The organism is Plantibacter lichenum (genome assembly GCF_050587525.1).
Lineage (GTDB): Bacteria > Actinomycetota > Actinomycetes > Actinomycetales > Microbacteriaceae > Plantibacter.
This window is the reverse complement of the sequence record NZ_JBOBFT010000007.1, coordinates 184168-203272: the sequence shown is the minus strand read 5'-3', so window position 1 is coordinate 203272 and position 19105 is coordinate 184168. Positions and strand designations below refer to the sequence as shown.

Genomic DNA, 19105 nt, shown 5'->3' with positions numbered 1-19105 from the left:
GAGAGTTTCAGCTCCAATCCACCCAATTCCCGGAGGAACCCCGTGGCACAAGACGTGCTCACCGACCTGAACAAGGTCCGCAACATCGGCATCATGGCCCACATCGATGCCGGCAAGACCACCACCACTGAGCGCATCCTGTTCTACACGGGCGTCAACCACAAGATCGGCGAGACCCACGACGGCGCCTCGACCATGGACTGGATGGCTCAGGAGCAGGAACGTGGCATCACGATCACGTCCGCTGCAACCACCTGTTTCTGGGACAAGAACCAGATCAACATCATCGACACCCCCGGTCACGTCGACTTCACGGTCGAGGTGGAGCGTTCGCTCCGCGTCCTCGACGGTGCCGTCGCAGTGTTCGACGGCAAGGAGGGCGTCGAGCCCCAGTCCGAGACCGTCTGGCGCCAGGCCGACAAGTACGACGTCCCCCGCATCTGCTTCGTCAACAAGATGGACAAGCTGGGCGCCGACTTCTACTTCACCGTCGACACCATCATCAACCGCCTCGGCGCAAAGCCGCTCGTGCTCCAGCTCCCCATCGGCGCCGAGTCGAACTTCGAAGGCGTCGTCGACCTCGTCGAGATGCGCGCGCTCACGTGGCGCGGCGACTCCAAGGGTGACGTCGAGATGGGCGCCAAGTACGCCATCGAGGAGATCCCGGAAGACCTCAAGGAGAAGGCTGCTGAATACCGCACCGCCCTCCTCGAGACCGTCGCCGAGACCGATGACGCACTCATGGAGAAGTACTTCGGTGGCGAAGAGCTGACCGTCGCCGAGATCAAGGCTGCGATCCGCAAGCTCACCGTCAACAGCGAGATCTACCCGGTCCTCTGCGGCTCGGCGTTCAAGAACCGCGGCGTTCAGCCGATGCTCGACGCCGTCATCGACTACCTGCCTTCGCCGCTCGACGTCCCCGCCATCGAGGCGCACGACGCTCGCGACGAGGAGAAGGTCGTCCTCCGCCACCCCGACGCCACGGAGCCCTTCACGGCTCTCGCGTTCAAGGTCGCCGTCCACCCGTTCTTCGGTCGTCTGACCTACGTTCGCGTGTACTCCGGTCGCCTCGACAGCGGTGCGCAGATCATCAACTCCACCAAGGGCAAGAAGGAGCGCATCGGGAAGATCTTCCAGATGCACGCCAACAAGGAGAACCCGGTCGACTTCGTCACCGCCGGTCACATCTACGCGGTCATCGGCCTGAAGGACACCACCACCGGTGACACCCTGTCCGACCCGAACGCGCAGGTCGTCCTCGAGTCGATGAGCTTCCCGGAGCCCGTCATCGAGGTCGCGATCGAGCCGAAGACCAAGGCCGACCAGGAGAAGCTGGGCACCGCGATCCAGAAGCTGGCCGAAGAGGACCCGACGTTCCGCACCGAGCAGAACACCGAGACCGGCCAGACCGTCATCAAGGGCATGGGCGAGCTCCACCTCGACATCCTGGTCGACCGCATGAAGCGCGAGTTCAACGTCGAGGCCAACGTCGGCAAGCCGCAGGTCGCGTACCGTGAGACCATCAAGCGCAAGGTCGAGAAGTACGGCTACACGCACAAGAAGCAGACCGGTGGTTCGGGTCAGTTCGCAAAGATCCAGTTCGACCTCGAGCCGATGGACGTCACGCCGGACTCGACGTACGAGTTCGTCAACGCCGTCACCGGTGGTCGCATCCCGCGCGAGTACATCCCGTCGATCGACGCTGGTTTCCAGGACGCACTCCAGGTCGGCGTCCTCGCCGGCTACCCGATGGTTGGCGTCAAGGCCATCCTGACCGATGGTGCCGCGCACGACGTCGACTCCTCGGAGATGGCGTTCAAGATCGCCGGTTCCATGGGCTTCAAGGAAGCGGCGCGCAAGGCCAACCCCGTGCTCCTCGAACCGCTCATGGCGGTCGAGGTCCGTACTCCTGAGGAGTACATGGGCGACGTCATCGGTGACCTGAACTCCCGTCGTGGACAGATCCAGTCCATGGAGGATGCTTCGGGCGTCAAGGTGATCCGCGCCAACGTACCCCTCTCGGAGATGTTCGGATACATCGGCGACCTCCGGTCGAAGACCTCTGGTCGTGCCGTGTACTCGATGACCTTCGAGAGCTACGCGGAGGTCCCGAAGGCTGTCGCCGACGAGATCGTCCAGAAGAACAAGGGCGAGTAGTCACTCGGTCCTTCTTGCGGTTCGGTTGGGTGTGCGAACACCCAGCCGGATCGCGTAACATCAATACAAATCCCTGCAGCGTGTCGGGCACTGAATCGTGCCCTGGTGCTCTGCACAACGTCCTGAGGAGGACCCACAGTGGCTAAGGCCAAGTTCGAGCGGACCAAGCCGCACGTCAACATCGGAACGATCGGTCACGTTGACCACGGCAAGACCACGCTCACCGCAGCGATCTCCAAGGTCCTTGCCGACAAGTACCCTTCTGCAACGAACGTTCAGCGCGACTTCGCGTCGATCGACTCTGCGCCGGAAGAGCGTCAGCGCGGTATCACGATCAACATCTCGCACGTCGAGTACGAGACGCCGAAGCGCCACTACGCGCACGTCGACGCCCCGGGTCACGCTGACTACATCAAGAACATGATCACCGGTGCAGCTCAGATGGACGGTGCGATCCTGGTCGTCGCCGCCACTGACGGCCCGATGGCTCAGACCCGTGAGCACGTTCTGCTCGCCAAGCAGGTCGGCGTTCCGTACCTGCTCGTCGCGCTGAACAAGTCCGACATGGTCGAGGACGAGGAAATCCTGGAGCTCGTCGAGCTCGAGGTCTCCGAGCTCCTCGCTTCGCAGGGCTTCGCCGAGGACGCACCGGTTGTGCGCGTCTCCGGCCTCAAGGCTCTCGAAGGCGACGAGAAGTGGGTGCAGAGCATCCTCGACCTCATGGACGCCGTGGACGAGAACGTCCCGGACCCCGTGCGCGACAAGGACAAGCCCTTCCTCATGCCGATCGAGGACGTCTTCACGATCACCGGTCGTGGAACCGTCGTCACGGGCCGCGCCGAGCGTGGCACGCTGTCGATCAACTCCGAGGTCGAGATCGTCGGCATCCGCCCGACGCAGAAGACCATCGTCACGGGTATCGAGATGTTCCACAAGCAGCTCGACGAGGCATGGGCCGGCGAGAACTGTGGTCTGCTCCTTCGCGGCACCAAGCGCGAAGACGTCGAGCGTGGCCAGGTCGTCGTCAAGCCGGGTTCGGTCACGCCGCACACGAACTTCGAGGGCACCGCGTACATCCTGTCCAAGGATGAGGGTGGGCGTCACAACCCGTTCTACGCGAACTACCGTCCGCAGTTCTACTTCCGTACCACCGACGTCACCGGCGTCATCACGCTGCCCGAGGGCACCGAGATGGTCATGCCTGGCGACACCACCGAAATGACCGTTGAGCTGATCCAGCCCATCGCCATGGAAGAGGGCCTCGGCTACGCCATCCGCGAGGGTGGCCGTACCGTCGGCGCCGGCACCGTCACGAAGGTCCTCAAGTAGGTTCCTTCGCGGCCTGACGGCTGTACAGCAAGGGCCCGGAGCGTTCATCGCTCCGGGCCCTTCGTCGTCCCCGCCTCGCCTCGGCCCCGCCCACCCGCCCTCGCCTACCCGCCCGCCCGCCCCCAAACCTCCGTTTTCGTGCAATACGTGCCCTCGAAAACGTCCGTCTCGCACGAAAACGGAGGTCTCGGGGCGGTCGGGGCTCCTCCACAGAGAGCGGCCGGCCGTCGTTGCTCCACAGTCTCGGACACGCGGCGCCGCAGCGGGCGCAAGGTCGCGAGCATGGACCGATGACTATCGATGTGGGAAGCCAACTCAAATTCGTCCGTGACACGACCCGGATCATCGGCGACGATTCGACGCTCAGGCGCGCGGCCGTCCAAGGCAGCGTGATCCGTGTGCGTCCTGGGGTGTACATCGACACCGCCACCTGGGAAGCCCTGGACCGCGACGCACGATACCTCGCTCGCATCCATGCCGTGGCGCGCACCAGGCGAGCGAATACGCCCTTGGTGTCGCACCTCTCCTCGGCAGCGTTGCACCGGCTCCCCATTGCGGGCGCCTGGCCTGCTGAGGTCCATCTCACCTGCAAGCGATCGATGACCGGTCGCCGGGTCAGCGGCGTCACAAGGCATGCCACGGGATACGAGGGCACATACCCGGAGGTCATCGATGGAGTGACCGTGACCGGTCTGGCGCGCACACTCGTCGACGTCGCGGCCACGGAGCCGTTCGTCCGTTCCGTTCCCATGCTCGATCACGCGCTGAGGCTCGGGTGGGTGACCGTCGAAGAGTTGCTGATGTCGGTGGAGCAGCGGTCTCCGTTCCGTGGCGCCCGGCGAGTCCGACTCGCGATCGAGTTCGCGGATGCAGCTGCGGAATCCGTCGCAGAATCGGTGAGCCGGGTGAACTTCTCTCGGATCGGTGCGCCCCGCCCCGTCCTGCAACGTGCGTGGAGGCATCCAGACGGGCGGACGTTCCGGACCGACTTCCACTTTGAGGCGTACGACACGATCGGCGAGGTCGACGGCCGCGGGAAGTACAAGCGTGCTGAGATGCTCCATGGGCGAACGCCGGAGGACGTCCTTTGGGAGGAGAAGCAGCGTGAGGACTGGTTGCGAATGCGAGCGCGCGCGTTTCTGCGCTGGGACTGGTCAGTCGCGATGTCGCCGGAGGATCTCCGGAGACGCTTGGCGGGCGTCGGAATCCCAACCGGTCTGAGCTCGCCTCTGCGCGGTCTGGCCTGACGACCCCAAACCTCCGTTTTCGTGCAATACGGCCGTTTTCGAGGGCACATATTGCACGAAAACGGAGGTTTGGGGGAGGGGGAGGGCTGGGTGGACAGGGGGCGAAACTGGCAGGGGGCTGGGGGTGCGCGAGGCGCGACACGCCCGGGTTGCATGCACACTGGATCCGTGGCAGACTAGTCCAGTTCAGTATTCCGAACGAGTGCGTCTTGCGCGCTCTGCCGGATCACTGCCAGGCAGTACATAGGAGATATCGGGTGCGGCGACGCATCAGGGTATGGAGCCTAGGTCGCGGGTAGCAGAACATCCACTCATCAACACACCACGACATGGTTCGCGCTCACGCGCGTCCGCGTCCGGTCACCGGCCACAAGCCGAGATGCAGCGGAATGAAGACCATGACGGTCGAACGGAACCCACGGCGTAAGCGGTGATCCGCGCGAGGCATGGTCTTTGACAGAAGAACAGTGGTGCGACAGCAGTAGTGCCAATGGCGTGGAGCAACAGACCGTTGCAAAACGCATGAAGCGCGTCCAATGCGAAGAGATTCGTAAGACGCTAGACAGAGAGTGAGTCACACATGGCGGGACAGAAGATCCGCATTCGACTTAAGTCGTACGACCACGAGGTCATCGACACCTCGGCGCGCAAGATCGTCGACACAGTCACCCGCGCGGGTGCAACGGTCGTCGGCCCCGTGCCGCTGCCGACGGAGAAGAACGTGGTCTGCGTGATCCGTTCTCCTCACAAGTACAAGGACAGCCGGGAGCACTTCGAAATGCGCACCCACAAGCGTCTGATCGACATCATCGACCCGACCCCGAAGGCCGTCGACTCGCTCATGCGTCTCGACCTGCCTGCGGACGTCAACATCGAGATCAAGCTCTGAGCCGGATAGGGGACACGAATTAATATGTCTACTACTGACAAGACCAGCAAGGGTCTGCTCGGCACGAAGCTCGGCATGACTCAGGTGTGGGACGAGAACAACAAGCTTGTTCCCGTCACCGTGATCGAGATCACCCCGAACGTCGTCACCCAGGTGCGCACGCCCGAGGTCGACGGCTACGACGCCGTCCAGATCGCCTACGGCCAGATCGACCCCCGCAAGGTCAGCAAGCCTGACGCGGGCCACTTCGAGAAGGCAGGCGTCACGCCTCGCCGCCACGTCACCGAGATCCGCACCGCGGACGCTTCCGACTACTCACTCGGTCAGGAACTCTCCGTTGACGGCGTCTTCGAAGCCGGCCAGAAGGTCGACGTCGTCGGCACTTCAAAGGGCAAGGGCTTCGCCGGTGTTATGAAGCGTCACAACTTCAAGGGAACGGGCGCCTCTCACGGTGCTCACCGCAACCACCGCAAGCCGGGCTCCATCGGCGCCTCCTCGACCCCGAGCCGTGTCTTCAAGGGCATGCGCATGGCCGGTCGTATGGGCGGCGAGCGCGTCACCGTGCTGAACCTCCGCGTTCACGCGATCGACGCCGAAAAGGGCCTGCTGCTGGTCAAGGGCGCCGTTCCCGGCGCTCGTGGCCGCATCGTATTCGTTCGCACCGCAGTGAAGGGAGCGTAGTTTCATGGCTACCGCTACTCTCGACGTGCTCGACACCAAGGGCAAGAAGGCCGGCACGGTCGAACTTCCCGCAGAGGTGTTCGACGTTCAGACCAACATCCCGCTCATCCACCAGGTGGTCGTTGCGCAGCTCGCAGCAGCTCGCCAGGGCACTCACAAGACCAAGCGTCGTGGTGAGGTCTCCGGTGCAGGCCGCAAGCCGTTCAAGCAGAAGGGCACCGGTAACGCTCGTCAGGGCTCCATCCGCGCTCCTCAGATGACCGGTGGTGGCATCGTCCACGGACCGACTCCTCGCGACTACTCGCAGCGCACCCCCAAGAAGATGATCGCGGCAGCACTGCGCGGCGCCCTCTCGGACCGCGCCCGCGGCAGCCGTCTCCACGTCGTGGACTCGTTCTCGGTGGCTGACAAGCCGTCGACCAAGGCTGCTTCCGAGTACCTGACGACCGTCGCTTCCTCGAAGCACGTCCTCATCGTCCTCGAGCGCACCGACGAGCTCAGCCGTCTCAGCCTTCGCAACCTCGCGAACGTGCACGTGCTGAACTTCGACCAGCTGAACGCATACGACGTGCTCGTCTCCGACGACATCGTCTTCACCAAGGCCGCCTTCGAGGCATTCGTCGCCAGCAAGTCCGGCGTCAAGGCCGCAACCGAGGAGGTCTCGGCATGACCGCGATCAACAAGGACCCGCGCGACGTCATCATCGCTCCGGTCGTCTCCGAGAAGAGCTACAGCCTGATCGATGAGGGAAAGTACACCTTCCTGGTGGACCCCCGCTCGAACAAGACTGAGATCAAGCTCGCGATCGAGAAGATCTTCAGCGTGGAGGTTGCCTCCGTCAACACCCTGAACCGTCAGGGCAAGACCCGCCGTACGAAGTTCGGTGCCGGGAAGCGCAAGGACACCAAGCGCGCGATCGTCACGCTCAAGTCCGGTGCCATCGACATCTTCACGGCTGTTGGCTAAGACGGCCGGGAACGAAGAGGAATAAGAAATGGCTATTCGTAAGTACAAGCCCACGACCCCTGGTCGTCGCGGTTCGTCTGTCGCGGACTTCGCGGAGATCACTCGTTCGACCCCGGAGAAGTCACTGCTTCGTCCGCTGTCGAAGACCGGTGGTCGCAACAACCAGGGCCGCATCACGACCCGTCACATCGGTGGTGGCCACAAGCGCCAGTACCGTGTCATCGACTTCCGTCGCAATGACAAGGACGGCGTCAACGCCCGCGTCGCTCACATCGAGTACGACCCCAACCGCACGGCACGTATCGCGCTGCTCCACTTCGTGGACGGCACCAAGCGCTACATCATCGCTCCGAACAAGCTCAGCCAGGGCGACATCGTCGAATCGGGCGCGAGCGCGGACATCAAGCCGGGCAACAACCTGCCGTTGAAGAACATCCCCACCGGTACGGTCATCCACGCGATCGAGCTGAAGCCGGGCGGCGGCGCCAAGATGGCCCGTTCCGCCGGTGCATCGGTTCGTCTCGTCGCCAAGGACGGCCCCTACGCGCAGCTCCGTCTGCCGTCGGGTGAAATCCGCAACGTCGACATCCGCTGCCGCGCCACGATCGGCGAGGTCGGCAACGCCGAGCAGTCGAACATCAACTGGGGCAAGGCCGGACGCAAGCGTTGGTTGGGCGTCCGCCCGACCGTCCGTGGTGTCGCCATGAACCCTGTCGACCACCCGCACGGTGGTGGTGAGGGCAAGACCTCCGGTGGACGTCACCCGGTCAGCCCGTGGGGCCAGAAAGAAGGCCGCACGCGTCACCCGAACAAGGAAAGCGACAAGCTCATCGTTCGTCGTCGGACCGCCGGCAAGAAGCGCAAGTAGGAGTAAGAGAAGATGCCACGCAGTCTCAAGAAGGGCCCCTTCGTCGACGACCACCTGCTCCGCAAGGTTGTCACCGCGAACGAGGCCAACAACAAGAACGTGATCAAGACCTGGTCGCGCCGCTCGATGATCATCCCCGCCATGCTGGGACACACCATCGCGGTGCACGACGGTCGGAAGCACATCCCGGTGTTCGTCACCGAAACCATGGTTGGGCACAAGCTGGGCGAGTTCGCCCCCACCCGCACCTTCCGTGGCCACGTGAAGGACGACAAGAAGGGCCGTCGCCGCTAACGCGGTGACGTGAAGGAGGAAGAGAAATGGTGGAGTCGATCGCCCGCGTGCGACACATCCGCGTCACCCCCCAGAAGGCCCGTCGTGTCGTCGCACTCATCCGCGGCAAGCAGGCTCAGGAGGCTTTGGCCATCCTGAAGTTCGCGCCGCAGACGGCAAGCGAGCCCATTTACAAGCTGGTTGCTTCGGCCATCGCGAACGCTCGCGTCACGGCCGACAAGGACAACCTGTTCCTGGACGAGCAGGACCTGTTCATCTCGAACGTGTACGTCGATGAGGGAACCACCCTCAAGCGTTTCCGTCCGCGTGCACAGGGCCGCGCGTTCCGCATCCTCAAGCGCACCAGCCACATCACCGTCGAGCTCTCGACGCCCGATGAGGCCAAGGTCGCTGCCAAGGCATCCAAGAAGGTGAGCAAGTAATGGGTCAGAAAGTCAATCCATACGGCTTCCGTCTGGGAATCACCACCGACCACGTGTCGCGTTGGTTCTCCGACAGCACGAAGAAGGGTCAGCGTTACAGCGACTTCGTCGCTGAGGACGTGAAGATCCGTCGTCTGCTGGCGACCTCGCTCGACCGTGCCGGCGTCAGCCGCATCGAGATCGAGCGCACCCGTGACCGCGTCCGCGTCGACATCCACACCGCCCGTCCGGGCATCGTGATCGGTCGTCGTGGCGCCGAGGCAGAGCGCATCCGCGCCGACCTCGAGAAGCTCACGAGCAAGCAGATCCAGCTGAACATCCTCGAGGTGAAGAACCCCGAGGCAGACGCTCAGCTCGTCGCTCAGGGCATCGCCGAGCAGCTCTCCGCACGTGTGGCCTTCCGCCGCGCGATGCGCAAGGGCCTGCAGGGCGCCCAGCGCACCCCCGCTGTCAAGGGTGTCCGTATTCAGGTCTCCGGCCGCCTCGGCGGCGCCGAGATGAGCCGTTCGGAGTTCTACCGCGAAGGCCGTGTGCCGCTGCACACGCTCCGCGCGAACATCGACTACGGCTTCTACGAGGCGAAGACCACCTTCGGCCGCATCGGCGTGAAGGTCTGGATCTACAAGGGCGACATCACCAACAAGGAGCTTGCTCGCGAGCAGGCAAACCAGAAGTCGACGCGGCCTGAGCGCCGTGACGGCGGAGATCGTCCCCGTCGCAATGCCGGTCCGAGCACTGCCCCCAAGGCAGCTGCCGAGGCACCGGCCGCAGCAGGAGTTGAGGCATAACCATGTTGATTCCACGTAAAGTCAAGCACCGGAAGCAGCACCACCCCGGTCGCAGCGGCCAGGCAACCGGTGGCACCAAGGTGTCGTTCGGCGAGTACGGCATCCAGGCACTCAGCCCCGCGTACGTGACGAACCGTCAGATCGAGTCCGCTCGTATCGCCATGACGCGTCACATCAAGCGCGGCGGCAAGGTGTGGATCAACATCTACCCTGACCGTCCGTTGACCAAGAAGCCCGCCGAAACCCGCATGGGTTCCGGTAAGGGTTCACCCGAGTGGTGGGTCGCGAACGTCAAGCCGGGTCGTGTGCTGTTCGAGGTCGCCGGTGTCGATGAGACCCTGGCCCGCGAAGCGCTCACCCGCGCAATCCACAAGCTGCCCCTCAAGGCACGCATCATCAAGCGCGAGGAGGGCGACGCATAATGGCGATCGGATCCAAGGAGCTCACCCCAATCGAGCTCGACACCTTTGAAAACCCGCGGCTCCTCGAGGAGCTCCGCAAGGCCAAGGAAGAGCTGTTCAACCTGCGCTTCCAGTCCGCAACGGGGCAGCTCGAGAACCACGGCCGTCTTCGCGCCGTGAAGCGCGACATCGCTCGCATCTACACGGTCATCCGTGAGCGCGAGCTCGGCATTCGTGCCACGCCGACCGTCGAGGTCGTCGAGGCCACGCCTGCGAAGAAGCCCAAGAAGGCCAAGGCTGCACCGAAGTCCACGGACGACGCTGCCGCTGAAGCTTCCGAGACCGACACGAAGGAGGCCTAGACATGGCTACCGCCACCGACAAGGCCGCTGAAGGCCACCAGTCGTCTGAGCACGACGTCAAGGACGTCTCGGCTCGCGGCTACCGCAAGACCCGCCGTGGTCTCGTGACCAGCGACAAGATGGACAAGACCATCGTCGTCGAGGTCGAAGACCGCGTGAAGCACCCGCTCTACGGCAAGGTCATCCGCCGCACCTCCAAGGTGAAGGCTCACGATGAGACGAACTCCGCCGGCATCGGCGACCTCGTCCTCATCAGCGAGACCCGCCCCACGAGCGCTACCAAGCGCTGGCGCCTCGTCGAGATCCTCGAGAAGGCCAAGTAGGCCCCGCCTACTTTCGTATTCAGGAAGAGTGAAGAATGCTTCAGCAGGAATCTAGAGTCAAGGTCGCCGACAACACCGGCGCCAAGGAACTCCTCACCATCCGGGTGCTCGGTGGCTCCGGCCGCCGGTACGCCGGCCTCGGCGACACCATCGTCGCGACCGTCAAGGACGCGATCCCCGGTGGCAACGTGAAGAAGGGTGACGTCGTCAAGGCGGTCATCGTTCGCACTCGCAAGCAGACCCGTCGTCCCGACGGTTCGTACATCAAGTTCGACGAGAACGCGGCAGTGATCCTGAAGGCGGACGGGGACCCCCGTGGTACCCGTATCTTCGGGCCGGTCGGTCGTGAACTTCGCGACAAGAAGTTCATGAAGATCGTCTCGCTGGCGCCGGAGGTTATTTAGTCATGGCAAAGATCAAGAAGGGCGACCTCGTGCAGGTCGTCTCCGGCCCGAAGCAGGACCGCGGTGGTTACCGCGGCAAGCAGGGTCGGGTCATCGAGGTCCTGGCAGACCGCAACCGTGTGATCGTCGAGGGAGTCAACTTCATCACGAAGCACACGAAGGTCGGCCAGACCCAGCGTGGAACGAAGACCGGCGGCATCGAAACCGTCGAGGCCTCGATCCACATCTCCAACGTCGCACTCGTCGACCCGGAGACCAAGGGTCCGACGCGTGTCGGACACCGTGTCGAAGAAGTTGTGAAGGACGGCGTCTCCAAGACGGTCCGCGTTCGCTACGCAAAGAAGTCAGGTAAGGACCTCTAATGACGAACACTGAAGTGGGAACTGGCAAAATCCAGCCCCGTCTCAAGCTCAAGTACCGCGCTGAGATCCTTCCGCAGCTGCAGAAGGACTTCGGCTTCACGAACGTGCACCAGGTGCCCGGTCTCGTGAAGGTCGTTGTGAACACCGGTGTCGGCGAGGCCGCCCGCGACAGCAAAGTCATCGACGGCGCTGTTGCAGACCTCACCAAGATCACCGGTCAGAAGCCGCTCGTCACCAAGGCTCGCAAGTCGATCGCACAGTTCAAGCTGCGCGAGGGCCAGCCCATCGGCGCTCACGTCACGCTTCGTGGCGACCGCGCCTGGGAGTTCCTGGACCGCCTGATCAACCTCGCACTGCCCCGTATCCGCGACTTCCGCGGTCTCTCGGACAAGCAGTTCGACGGCAACGGCAACTACACCTTCGGTCTCCAGGAGCAGTCAGTGTTCCACGAGATCGATCAGGACAAGATCGACCGCGTCCGCGGTTTCGACATCACTGTCGTCACCACGGCGAAGACTGACGAAGAGGGTCGCGCGCTGCTCAAGCAGCTCGGCTTCCCCTTCAAGTCGGCCGACCCGCAGTAAACCCTGTAAAATCAGCACGGCCCGTCCGGTCCTCGGGAAACCGAGGACCGGGCACCATCCGGCTCCGCGAGCTTCGCGGCGTCGGTTCAACCACCACAGGTCGGCACCCTTGCACAGGATGTCGAAACCTGGTGAACAAAGGAACTACACGACATGACCATGACAGATCCGGTCGCAGACATGCTGACCAGACTGCGCAACGCGAACTCGGCGCACCACGACACCGTGTCAATGCCCCACTCGAAGCTCAAGGTGAACATCGCCGAGATCCTCAAGGCGGAGGGCTACATCGCCGCCTGGGAGATCAGCGAAGCTCCGGTCGGACAGACGCTCACGCTGAGCCTCAAGTTCGGACCGAACCGCGAGCGCTCGATCGCCGGTATCAAGCGCGTTTCCAAGCCCGGTCTCCGGGTGTACTCGAAGTCCTCCGAGATCCCCAAGGTCCTCGGTGGCCTTGGCGTCGCGATCTTGTCCACCTCCAGCGGCCTCCTCACGGACCGCCAGGCCGAGAAGAAGGGCGTGGGTGGGGAAGTCCTCGCCTACGTGTGGTAGCCAGTCATGTCTCGTATTGGAAGACTTCCCATCGACGTCCCCGCAGGCGTGACCATCGACGTGAACGGCCAGTCCGTTTCGGTCAAGGGCCCCAAGGGTGAGCTGTCGCTCACCGTTGCGAACCCCATCGAGGTCAAGCTCGAGGACAACCAGATCCTCGTGACCCGTCCCGACGACGAGCGCAACTCGCGTTCGCTCCACGGCCTCACGCGTACGCTCCTCGCCAACCAGATCATCGGTGTGACGCAGGGCTACACGAAGGGCCTCGAGGTCGTCGGCACCGGTTACCGCGTTGCTCAGAAGGGCACCTCGGTCGAGTTCGCCCTGGGCTTCTCGCACCCCGTGACCGTTGAGCCGCCCGTCGGCATCACCCTCACGGTCGAAGGCAACAACAAGCTCACCGTCTCCGGCATCGACAAGCAGGCCGTCGGTGAAGTTGCTGCCAACATCCGCAAGATTCGCAAGCCTGAGCCCTACAAGGGCAAGGGTGTGCGCTACGCCGGCGAGGTCGTTCGTCGCAAGGCCGGAAAGGCTGGTAAGTAAGCATGGCTCGTCCAACTAAGACTGCCGCACGTGGCCGCCGTCACCTGCGTCTGCGCAAAAAGGTCGAGGGCACCGCGGTTCGTCCGCGCCTCGTCGTGAACCGTTCGGCTCGTCACGTCTTCGTGCAGGTCGTCGATGACAGCAAGGGTCACACCCTCGTCTCGGCTTCCACCATGGAGAGCGACCTCCGGACCTTCGAAGGCGACAAGACCGCCAAGTCCCGCAAGGTCGGCGAACTCATCGCCGAGCGTGCGAAGGCAGCTGGCATCGAAGATGTCGTTTTTGACCGTGGAGGCAACCGGTACGCGGGTCGCGTGGCGGCCATTGCCGATGGTGCTCGAGAGGGCGGATTGAACCTGTGAGCGAAGACAACAAGGAGCAGAAGGTGGCCGAAACGGCTGTCGCAGAAACTGCGCCCGCAACGACTGCTGCTGCAGAGCCCACGGCTGACCGTGAGCCTCGCGAAGCACGCCGTGGCGGTCGCGAGCGCAACCCCAACAGCGATCGCGGAAGCCGCGACAGCGAGAAGAGCCAGTTCCTCGAGCGCGTCGTGACCATCAACCGTGTGTCGAAGGTGGTGAAGGGTGGTCGTCGCTTCAGCTTCACCGCTCTCGTCGTCGTCGGTGACGGCAACGGTCTCGTCGGCGTCGGATACGGCAAGGCCCGCGAAGTGCCTCTCGCGATCTCGAAGGGCGTCGAGGAGGCGAAGAAGAACTTCTTCCGCGTCCCCCGCGTCGGTTCGACGATCCCGCACCCCACCCAGGGTGAGGCCGCAGCCGGCGTCGTCCTCCTGCGTCCGGCAGCTGCCGGTACCGGTGTTATCGCCGGTGGTCCGGTTCGCGCCGTGCTGGAGTGCGCTGGCATCCACGACGTCCTGAGCAAGTCGCTCGGTTCGTCCAACACGATCAACATTGTGCACGCCACCGTGACGGCACTGAAGCAGCTCGAGGAACCTCGCGCCGTTGCAGCCCGTCGTGGTCTCGAGTTCGACAGGGTCGCTCCGGCCCGTCTGCTGCGTGCCGAAGCAGAGGCTGTCAAGGCAGCCGCAGCGAAGGTAGGTGCTTGATGGCCGCGCGCCTGAAGGTCACGCAGATCAAGTCGAAGATTAGTGAGAAGCAGAACCAGCGCGACACGCTTCGCAGCCTGGGTCTCAAGCGCATCGGTGATGTGGTCGTCCGTGAGGACAACTCGCAGAACCGTGGCTATGTGAACACTGTTGCTCACCTGGTAAAGGTTGAGGAGATCGACTAATGGCTGAAAAGAAGGAAACCTCGGCCGAGGAGACCGCCCCGAAGAGCACCGCCAAGGCTGCTGACAAGGCGCCTGCGGCTGCAAAGGCAACGAAGGCCGCTCCCAAGGCGTCGGCGAAGGCCGACACCGCTGAGAGCGCCGAGAAGGCCCCGAAGGCTGCCGCCAAGGCAGCTCCGAAGGCCAAGAAGACCGAAGACGCGCCCAAGCGCGAGCAGGTCCTCAAGGTGCACCACCTCCGCCCGGCTGCCGGCGCGAAGAAGGACCGCACCCGTGTGGGCCGTGGTGAAGCGTCCAAGGGTAAGACCGCCGGCCGTGGAACCAAGGGTACGAAGGCGCGTTACAGCGTCCGCGTCGGCTTCGAGGGTGGGCAGATGCCTCTGCACATGCGCACCCCGAAGCTCCGTGGGTTCAAGAACCCGTTCCGGGTCGAGTACCAGGTCGTCAACCTCGAGAAGCTCGCCGAGCTGTACCCCAAGGGTGGTGACGTCACCATCGGTGATCTCGTCGCCAAGGGTGCCGTCCGGAAGAACGAGAAGGTCAAGGTTCTCGGAAACGGTGACATTGCGGTTAAGCTGACTGTTGCAGTTGACAAGGTCTCGGGCTCAGCAGAGCAGAAGATCGTGGCAGCTGGAGGCTCCGTCAAGTAGCCTCCGGGCCGGCTCCGCACAGGAGCACACCCGGGTGGTCGGCTTTCGCCGGCCACCCGGGCCGACCTTGCAACATCTCACAGGAGGCACTTTTTGTTCAGCGCCATCGGGCGGATCTTCCGTACACCTGACCTTCGTCGGAAGATCGGGTTCACCCTCGGGATCATCGCCATCTACCGGCTGGGTTCGTTCATTCCCGCGCCGTTCGTGAACTTCCCGAACGTGCAGCAGTGTCTCGCGAACCAGCAGTCGAGCACCTCCGGGTTGTACGAGCTCGTCAACCTGTTCAGTGGTGGTGCGCTGCTCCAGCTCTCCATCTTCGCGCTGGGCATCATGCCCTACATCACCGCGTCGATCATCGTGCAGCTCTTGCGCGTGGTCATCCCTCACTTCGAGACGCTGCACAAGGAAGGCCAGTCCGGTCAGGCTCGCCTCACGCAGTACACGCGGTACCTCACCATCTTCCTGGGCGTGCTCCAGTCGACCACGCTCATCACCGTCGCCAAGAGCGGCGCACTGTTCGGCAACCAGGGCGGCGTCTGTGCCGACCTGATCACCGCTCAGGGCGGCACCTGGTACGGCATGCTCCTCATGGTCATCACGATGACGGCCGGCACCGGTCTCGTCATGTGGATGGCTGAGCTCGTCACCGAGCGCGGCGTCGGCAACGGCATGTCGCTCCTCATCTTCACGTCCATCGCAGCGACCTTCCCCGGTTCGCTCGGCGCCATCTGGACCGCGAAGGGCCCGGAGGTCTTCCTCCTCGTCCTGGCAGTCGGCCTCGTCATCGTGGGCCTGGTCGTCTTCGTCGAACAGTCGCAACGTCGCATCCCTGTTCAGTACGCGAAGCGCATGGTCGGCAGGCGTACCTACGGCGGCAACAACACGTACATCCCCATCAAGGTCAACATGGCCGGTGTGGTGCCCGTGATCTTCGCGTCGTCGATCCTGTACCTTCCTGCGCTCATCGCGCAGTTCAACCAGCCGGCGACCGGTTCTCCGGCTCCGTGGGTCCTCTGGATCCAGCAGTACCTCACCAAGGGCGACCACCCGCTCTACATGCTGATGTACTTCCTGCTCATCGTCGGGTTCACGTACTTCTACGTCGCCATCACCTTCAACCCTGAAGAAGTGGCCGACAACATGAAGAAGTACGGCGGCTTCATCCCCGGCATCCGTGCCGGACGCCCGACCGCCGAGTACCTCGACTACGTGCTCACGCGCGTCACCCTGCCCGGCTCGATCTACCTCGGTCTGATCGCGTTGCTGCCCCTTGTGGCGCTCGCCCTCGTCGGGGCGAATGCGAACTTCCCGTTCGGCGGCGCTTCGATCCTCATCATCGTCGGTGTGGGTCTCGAGACCGTCAAGCAGATCGACTCGCAGCTGCAGCAGCGTCACTACGAAGGACTGCTCCGATGACCACGCAGCAGGGGGACGTCCAGAACGACGTCTCCCCGCTCGGTCGGAAGCCCCGTCTCCTGATCGTCGGTCCGCCCGGCGCAGGCAAGGGCACGCAGGCCGCCGTGCTCGCCGAGCGGTTCGGCATCCCCGCGATCTCGACCGGAGACATCTTCCGGGCGAACATCAAGGAGGGAACGGATCTCGGCAAGCAGGTGCAGGCGATCGTGAGCGAGGGCGGCTACGTGCCCGACTCCCTCACGAACGAGATCGTCCGCGATCGCCTCTCGCAGCCGGATGCCGTCGACGGGTTCCTGCTCGACGGCTACCCGCGCACGACGGACCAGGTGGACGCGCTCGACGCGCTGCTCGCGGCTGAGGGCAACCGCCTCGACGCCGTCGTCCAGCTCGTCGCGGACACCGACGAGGTCGTCGCCCGCCTGCTGAAGCGTGCTGCCGACCAGGGTCGAGCGGATGACACGGAAGAGGTCATCCGTCACCGTCTCGACGTCTACGAGCACGAGACGGCTCCGCTGATCGCCCTGTTCAGCGAACGCGGCCTCGTCTCCGCCGTCGACGGCCTCGGCGCCGTCGACGACGTCACCGCTCGCGTCGACGAAGCACTCGCCGCTCGCGGCATCGTCGTCGTCTCGGCCTGACGTGGGCATGTTCCGCAAGCCGTCGATCTACAAGACGGCTGAGCAGATGCGCGCGATGGTGGCGCCCGGTCTCGCGACCGCGGCGTCCCTCGACGCGGTCCGCGCCGTCATCGCCCCCGGCGTCACGACGCTCGAGCTCGACCGGGTCGCGGAAGCTGCCATCGTCGCGCTCGGCGGCCACTCGAACTTCAAGCTCGTCCCCGGGTACCGTCACACGATCTGCGCGTCGGTCAACGACGACGTCGTCCACGGCATCCCGGACGACCGTCCGCTCGAAGCCGGCGACATCGTCTCGATCGACAGCGGTGCGGAGATAGACGGCTGGAACGGCGACTCCGCGATGACAATCGTCGTGCCGGACGCCGCCCGCCCGGAACTGATCGCGGAGCGGGAGCATCTCTCGTCCGTGACCGAGGGCTCGCTCTGGGCCGGCATCGCCCGTCTCGCCGTCGCGAAGCATCTGAACGAGGTCGGCGACGCCGTCGAGGACTTCGTCGAGGCGAATTCGCCGGAGGGACGCACGTACGGCATCCTCACCGATTACGTCGGTCACGGCATCGGCCGGACCATGCACGAGGCTCCGCCCGTCTTCAACTACCGGGTCCGTCAGAAGGGCCCGGACGTGAAGCCGGGTCTCGTCGTGGCGATCGAACCCATGGTCGTCGCCGGTGACCCGGAGACGTTCACGCGGGACGACGAGTGGGCCGTCGCGACGGTCGACGGTTCGGCTTCCGCGCATTGGGAGCACAGCGTCGCCGTGCACGACGGCGGCATCTGGGTCCTCACCGCGATCGACGGCGGCGCCGCTGGACTCGCACCGTTCGGCGTGACGCCCGTCCCCATCGCCTGAGTTCGGGAGACACGGACGACGGTCTGGTTCATCGGCGTGATGGCGCACGCGGGTAGAGTCGCAGGATGACCACCCCGATCGTGCTCCTCCTCGACGTCCTGCCCGCCGACGCTTCCGTCCCGGACGACGAGCTGCTCGCGACCATCCACGATGCCGGGGACGGCACGGGCGCGCTGAGCGTCTTCGACCTCGGTGCGTCCCGCGGCGACGGGGTCTTCGAGACCCTCGGCGTCGTGAACGGGTTCGCGCAGTCGGTCGACGCGCACGTGGAGCGCCTCGCGAACTCGGCCGCCGCCCTCGACCTCCCGGCTCCGCACCTCGCCCAGTGGCGAGCCGCGATCGCCGCACTTGCTGCCAGGCTCCCGTCCGAAGGGCAGAGCTCGATCAAGCTCGTCCTGACCCGGGGCGTCGACGGCGCGGGCAAGCCCACCGGCTGGATCGCTGGCGTGCCGTCGTCCGGCGGATTCCCCGAGCGTGAGCACGGCGTCCGCGTCGTCCTCCTCGAACGCGGGTACGCGAGTGACGTGCAGGAGCGGTCACCGTGGCTGCTCGCGGGGGCGAAGACGCTCTCCTACGCGGTCAACATGGCGGCCATCCGAGAAGCGAAGCGCAGGGGAGCGGACGACATCCTCTTCACGAGCAGCGACGGCTACGTCCTCGAGGGGCCGACGTCGACCCTCATCGCTCGCATCGACGGCGTGTACGCGACCCCGCCCGCCTCGAGCGGCATCCTCGCCGGCACGACGCAGCTCGCGCTCTTCGAGCACCTCGAAGCGGAAGGCGACGCCACCGCGTACCGGATGCTGACGACCGACGACCTCGCGAGGGCCGACGGGATCTGGCTGCTCTCGAGCGTGCGTCTGGCCGCGCCGATCTCCGAACTCGACGGCGTTCCCTGCCCCTTGCACTCCGAGCTGACGAGGCGCTTCAACGACGCGTTGCTCGCCCGGACCGATTGAGCGGCCGACACGACGCCAGGACCTGCGTCGGCGTGTCGCGGATCCGACGCGCCCCGAGTTGGCGGAACGCGGAAACATAGCATAAGATTGACCTTTGGTGCTTTCTGCATGCCTTCAGGCTGCCGATCTTCGCACCGCAATCCATCCGCACGACCAGTACAACCAATCT

Annotated in this window: 27 protein-coding genes; all 27 read left to right on the top strand. The window is 64.4% G+C overall.

The window, feature by feature from the left end:
• Window positions 1–42 precede the first annotated feature (42 nt).
• The 27 genes from fusA (at window position 43) to ACQ3HB_RS11575 (ending at window position 18936) form a co-directional block, all read left to right on the top strand.
• A complete protein-coding gene (gene fusA, locus ACQ3HB_RS11705; protein WP_430920227.1) occupies window positions 43–2157 on the top strand; it encodes an elongation factor G in 2115 nt (704 codons plus the stop codon).
• A 138-nt stretch (window positions 2158–2295) separates the two neighbouring features.
• Entirely contained in the window at window positions 2296–3486 is a 1191-nt protein-coding gene (gene tuf, locus ACQ3HB_RS11700; RefSeq protein ID WP_430920226.1) for an elongation factor Tu, read from the top strand.
• Window positions 3487–3776: 290 nt separating this feature from the next.
• The gene (locus tag ACQ3HB_RS11695; RefSeq protein WP_430920225.1) at window positions 3777–4733 is read left to right on the top strand and encodes a hypothetical protein; all 957 of its coding nucleotides are present in this window, start codon (window positions 3777–3779) and stop codon (window positions 4731–4733) included.
• Between the two features lie 580 nt (window positions 4734–5313).
• A complete protein-coding gene (rpsJ, locus tag ACQ3HB_RS11690; RefSeq protein ID WP_005050520.1) occupies window positions 5314–5622 on the top strand; it encodes a 30S ribosomal protein S10 in 309 nt (102 codons plus the stop codon).
• Between the two features lie 24 nt (window positions 5623–5646).
• Entirely contained in the window at window positions 5647–6303 is a 657-nt protein-coding gene (rplC, locus tag ACQ3HB_RS11685) for a 50S ribosomal protein L3 (RefSeq protein ID WP_430920224.1), read from the top strand.
• Between the two features lie 4 nt (window positions 6304–6307).
• The gene (rplD, locus tag ACQ3HB_RS11680) at window positions 6308–6973 is read left to right on the top strand and encodes a 50S ribosomal protein L4 (protein ID WP_430920223.1); all 666 of its coding nucleotides are present in this window, start codon (window positions 6308–6310) and stop codon (window positions 6971–6973) included.
• Window positions 6970–7269, top strand: coding sequence for a 50S ribosomal protein L23 (gene rplW, locus ACQ3HB_RS11675; protein ID WP_430920222.1), 300 nt, complete (start codon window positions 6970–6972; stop codon window positions 7267–7269). Before rplD ends, rplW begins: the two co-directional genes overlap by 4 nt.
• Before the next feature lie 28 nt (window positions 7270–7297).
• A complete protein-coding gene (gene rplB, locus ACQ3HB_RS11670) occupies window positions 7298–8137 on the top strand; it encodes a 50S ribosomal protein L2 (RefSeq protein WP_430920221.1) in 840 nt (279 codons plus the stop codon).
• A 12-nt stretch (window positions 8138–8149) separates the two neighbouring features.
• Window positions 8150–8431 carry a 30S ribosomal protein S19 gene (gene rpsS, locus ACQ3HB_RS11665; protein ID WP_064296700.1) on the top strand — a complete coding sequence of 94 codons (282 nt, stop codon included), beginning with the start codon at window positions 8150–8152 and terminating at the stop codon, window positions 8429–8431.
• 26 nt (window positions 8432–8457) lie between these two features.
• Complete coding sequence (rplV, locus tag ACQ3HB_RS11660; protein ID WP_430920220.1) at window positions 8458–8853, top strand: 50S ribosomal protein L22; 396 nt, start codon at window positions 8458–8460, stop codon at window positions 8851–8853.
• Window positions 8853–9641, top strand: a complete 789-nt coding sequence (gene rpsC / locus ACQ3HB_RS11655; protein ID WP_430920219.1) for a 30S ribosomal protein S3 — start codon at window positions 8853–8855, stop codon at window positions 9639–9641. The genes rplV and rpsC overlap by 1 nt, the downstream gene beginning before the upstream one ends.
• A 2-nt stretch (window positions 9642–9643) precedes the next feature.
• Complete coding sequence (rplP, locus tag ACQ3HB_RS11650) at window positions 9644–10063, top strand: 50S ribosomal protein L16 (protein WP_430920218.1); 420 nt, start codon at window positions 9644–9646, stop codon at window positions 10061–10063.
• Entirely contained in the window at window positions 10063–10404 is a 342-nt protein-coding gene (gene rpmC / locus ACQ3HB_RS11645) for a 50S ribosomal protein L29 (protein WP_430920217.1), read from the top strand. Before rplP ends, rpmC begins: the two co-directional genes overlap by 1 nt.
• Before the next feature lie 2 nt (window positions 10405–10406).
• Entirely contained in the window at window positions 10407–10727 is a 321-nt protein-coding gene (gene rpsQ / locus ACQ3HB_RS11640) for a 30S ribosomal protein S17 (RefSeq protein ID WP_430920216.1), read from the top strand.
• A gap of 35 nt (window positions 10728–10762) precedes the next feature.
• Window positions 10763–11131, top strand: coding sequence for a 50S ribosomal protein L14 (gene rplN / locus ACQ3HB_RS11635; protein WP_056008123.1), 369 nt, complete (start codon window positions 10763–10765; stop codon window positions 11129–11131).
• Window positions 11132–11133: 2 nt separating this feature from the next.
• Window positions 11134–11493, top strand: coding sequence for a 50S ribosomal protein L24 (gene rplX / locus ACQ3HB_RS11630; protein WP_430920215.1), 360 nt, complete (start codon window positions 11134–11136; stop codon window positions 11491–11493).
• On the top strand, window positions 11493–12077 hold the full coding sequence (gene rplE, locus ACQ3HB_RS11625; RefSeq protein ID WP_430920214.1) for a 50S ribosomal protein L5: 585 nt from the start codon (window positions 11493–11495) through the stop codon (window positions 12075–12077). Before rplX ends, rplE begins: the two co-directional genes overlap by 1 nt.
• A gap of 153 nt (window positions 12078–12230) precedes the next feature.
• The gene (gene rpsH, locus ACQ3HB_RS11620) at window positions 12231–12629 is read left to right on the top strand and encodes a 30S ribosomal protein S8 (RefSeq protein ID WP_430920212.1); all 399 of its coding nucleotides are present in this window, start codon (window positions 12231–12233) and stop codon (window positions 12627–12629) included.
• A 6-nt stretch (window positions 12630–12635) separates the two neighbouring features.
• Window positions 12636–13172: a 50S ribosomal protein L6 gene (gene rplF, locus ACQ3HB_RS11615; RefSeq protein WP_430920211.1), complete on the top strand. Its 537-nt coding sequence runs from the start codon at window positions 12636–12638 to the stop codon at window positions 13170–13172.
• 2 nt (window positions 13173–13174) lie between these two features.
• The gene (gene rplR / locus ACQ3HB_RS11610) at window positions 13175–13534 is read left to right on the top strand and encodes a 50S ribosomal protein L18 (protein WP_430920210.1); all 360 of its coding nucleotides are present in this window, start codon (window positions 13175–13177) and stop codon (window positions 13532–13534) included.
• Window positions 13531–14238, top strand: coding sequence for a 30S ribosomal protein S5 (gene rpsE, locus ACQ3HB_RS11605; RefSeq protein ID WP_430920209.1), 708 nt, complete (start codon window positions 13531–13533; stop codon window positions 14236–14238). The genes rplR and rpsE overlap by 4 nt, the downstream gene beginning before the upstream one ends.
• Window positions 14238–14423 carry a 50S ribosomal protein L30 gene (gene rpmD / locus ACQ3HB_RS11600; protein WP_022883265.1) on the top strand — a complete coding sequence of 62 codons (186 nt, stop codon included), beginning with the start codon at window positions 14238–14240 and terminating at the stop codon, window positions 14421–14423. Before rpsE ends, rpmD begins: the two co-directional genes overlap by 1 nt.
• Window positions 14423–15070 carry a 50S ribosomal protein L15 gene (gene rplO / locus ACQ3HB_RS11595; protein ID WP_430920208.1) on the top strand — a complete coding sequence of 216 codons (648 nt, stop codon included), beginning with the start codon at window positions 14423–14425 and terminating at the stop codon, window positions 15068–15070. Before rpmD ends, rplO begins: the two co-directional genes overlap by 1 nt.
• Before the next feature lie 93 nt (window positions 15071–15163).
• Window positions 15164–16489: a preprotein translocase subunit SecY gene (gene secY, locus ACQ3HB_RS11590; RefSeq protein WP_430920207.1), complete on the top strand. Its 1326-nt coding sequence runs from the start codon at window positions 15164–15166 to the stop codon at window positions 16487–16489.
• The gene (locus ACQ3HB_RS11585) at window positions 16486–17127 is read left to right on the top strand and encodes an adenylate kinase (RefSeq protein WP_430920206.1); all 642 of its coding nucleotides are present in this window, start codon (window positions 16486–16488) and stop codon (window positions 17125–17127) included. Before secY ends, ACQ3HB_RS11585 begins: the two co-directional genes overlap by 4 nt.
• 7 nt (window positions 17128–17134) lie before the next feature.
• Window positions 17135–17977 carry a type I methionyl aminopeptidase gene (gene map / locus ACQ3HB_RS11580; RefSeq protein WP_430920280.1) on the top strand — a complete coding sequence of 281 codons (843 nt, stop codon included), beginning with the start codon at window positions 17135–17137 and terminating at the stop codon, window positions 17975–17977.
• A 65-nt stretch (window positions 17978–18042) separates the two neighbouring features.
• The gene (locus tag ACQ3HB_RS11575; RefSeq protein ID WP_430920205.1) at window positions 18043–18936 is read left to right on the top strand and encodes an aminodeoxychorismate lyase; all 894 of its coding nucleotides are present in this window, start codon (window positions 18043–18045) and stop codon (window positions 18934–18936) included.
• The last annotated feature ends 169 nt before the right edge of the window (window positions 18937–19105 follow it).

Bases quoted from the DNA above. Each gene is read 5' to 3' on its own strand.
- rplE (WP_430920214.1), top strand. From the start codon at position 11,493: ATGACGAACACTGAAGTGGGAACTGGCAAAATCCAGCCCCGTCTCAAG.
- rplO (WP_430920208.1), top strand. From the start codon at position 14,423: ATGGCTGAAAAGAAGGAAACCTCGGCCGAGGAGACCGCCCCGAAGAGC.
- ACQ3HB_RS11695 (WP_430920225.1), top strand. From the start codon at position 3,777: ATGACTATCGATGTGGGAAGCCAACTCAAATTCGTCCGTGACACGACC.
- rplB (WP_430920221.1), top strand. From the start codon at position 7,298: ATGGCTATTCGTAAGTACAAGCCCACGACCCCTGGTCGTCGCGGTTCG.
- rpmC (WP_430920217.1), top strand. From the start codon at position 10,063: ATGGCGATCGGATCCAAGGAGCTCACCCCAATCGAGCTCGACACCTTT.
- ACQ3HB_RS11585 (WP_430920206.1), top strand. From the start codon at position 16,486: ATGACCACGCAGCAGGGGGACGTCCAGAACGACGTCTCCCCGCTCGGT.
- rplX (WP_430920215.1), top strand. From the start codon at position 11,134: ATGGCAAAGATCAAGAAGGGCGACCTCGTGCAGGTCGTCTCCGGCCCG.
- ACQ3HB_RS11575 (WP_430920205.1), top strand. From the start codon at position 18,043: ATGACCACCCCGATCGTGCTCCTCCTCGACGTCCTGCCCGCCGACGCT.
- rplC (WP_430920224.1), top strand. From the start codon at position 5,647: ATGTCTACTACTGACAAGACCAGCAAGGGTCTGCTCGGCACGAAGCTC.
- rplR (WP_430920210.1), top strand. From the start codon at position 13,175: ATGGCTCGTCCAACTAAGACTGCCGCACGTGGCCGCCGTCACCTGCGT.
- rpsH (WP_430920212.1), top strand. From the start codon at position 12,231: ATGACCATGACAGATCCGGTCGCAGACATGCTGACCAGACTGCGCAAC.
- rplN (WP_056008123.1), top strand. From the start codon at position 10,763: ATGCTTCAGCAGGAATCTAGAGTCAAGGTCGCCGACAACACCGGCGCC.
- rplD (WP_430920223.1), top strand. From the start codon at position 6,308: ATGGCTACCGCTACTCTCGACGTGCTCGACACCAAGGGCAAGAAGGCC.
- rpsS (WP_064296700.1), top strand. From the start codon at position 8,150: ATGCCACGCAGTCTCAAGAAGGGCCCCTTCGTCGACGACCACCTGCTC.
- rpsQ (WP_430920216.1), top strand. From the start codon at position 10,407: ATGGCTACCGCCACCGACAAGGCCGCTGAAGGCCACCAGTCGTCTGAG.
- map (WP_430920280.1), top strand. From the start codon at position 17,135: ATGTTCCGCAAGCCGTCGATCTACAAGACGGCTGAGCAGATGCGCGCG.
- rplV (WP_430920220.1), top strand. From the start codon at position 8,458: ATGGTGGAGTCGATCGCCCGCGTGCGACACATCCGCGTCACCCCCCAG.
- rplF (WP_430920211.1), top strand. From the start codon at position 12,636: ATGTCTCGTATTGGAAGACTTCCCATCGACGTCCCCGCAGGCGTGACC.
- rpmD (WP_022883265.1), top strand. From the start codon at position 14,238: ATGGCCGCGCGCCTGAAGGTCACGCAGATCAAGTCGAAGATTAGTGAG.
- rpsJ (WP_005050520.1), top strand. From the start codon at position 5,314: ATGGCGGGACAGAAGATCCGCATTCGACTTAAGTCGTACGACCACGAG.
- rpsC (WP_430920219.1), top strand. From the start codon at position 8,853: ATGGGTCAGAAAGTCAATCCATACGGCTTCCGTCTGGGAATCACCACC.
- rplW (WP_430920222.1), top strand. From the start codon at position 6,970: ATGACCGCGATCAACAAGGACCCGCGCGACGTCATCATCGCTCCGGTC.
- rplP (WP_430920218.1), top strand. From the start codon at position 9,644: ATGTTGATTCCACGTAAAGTCAAGCACCGGAAGCAGCACCACCCCGGT.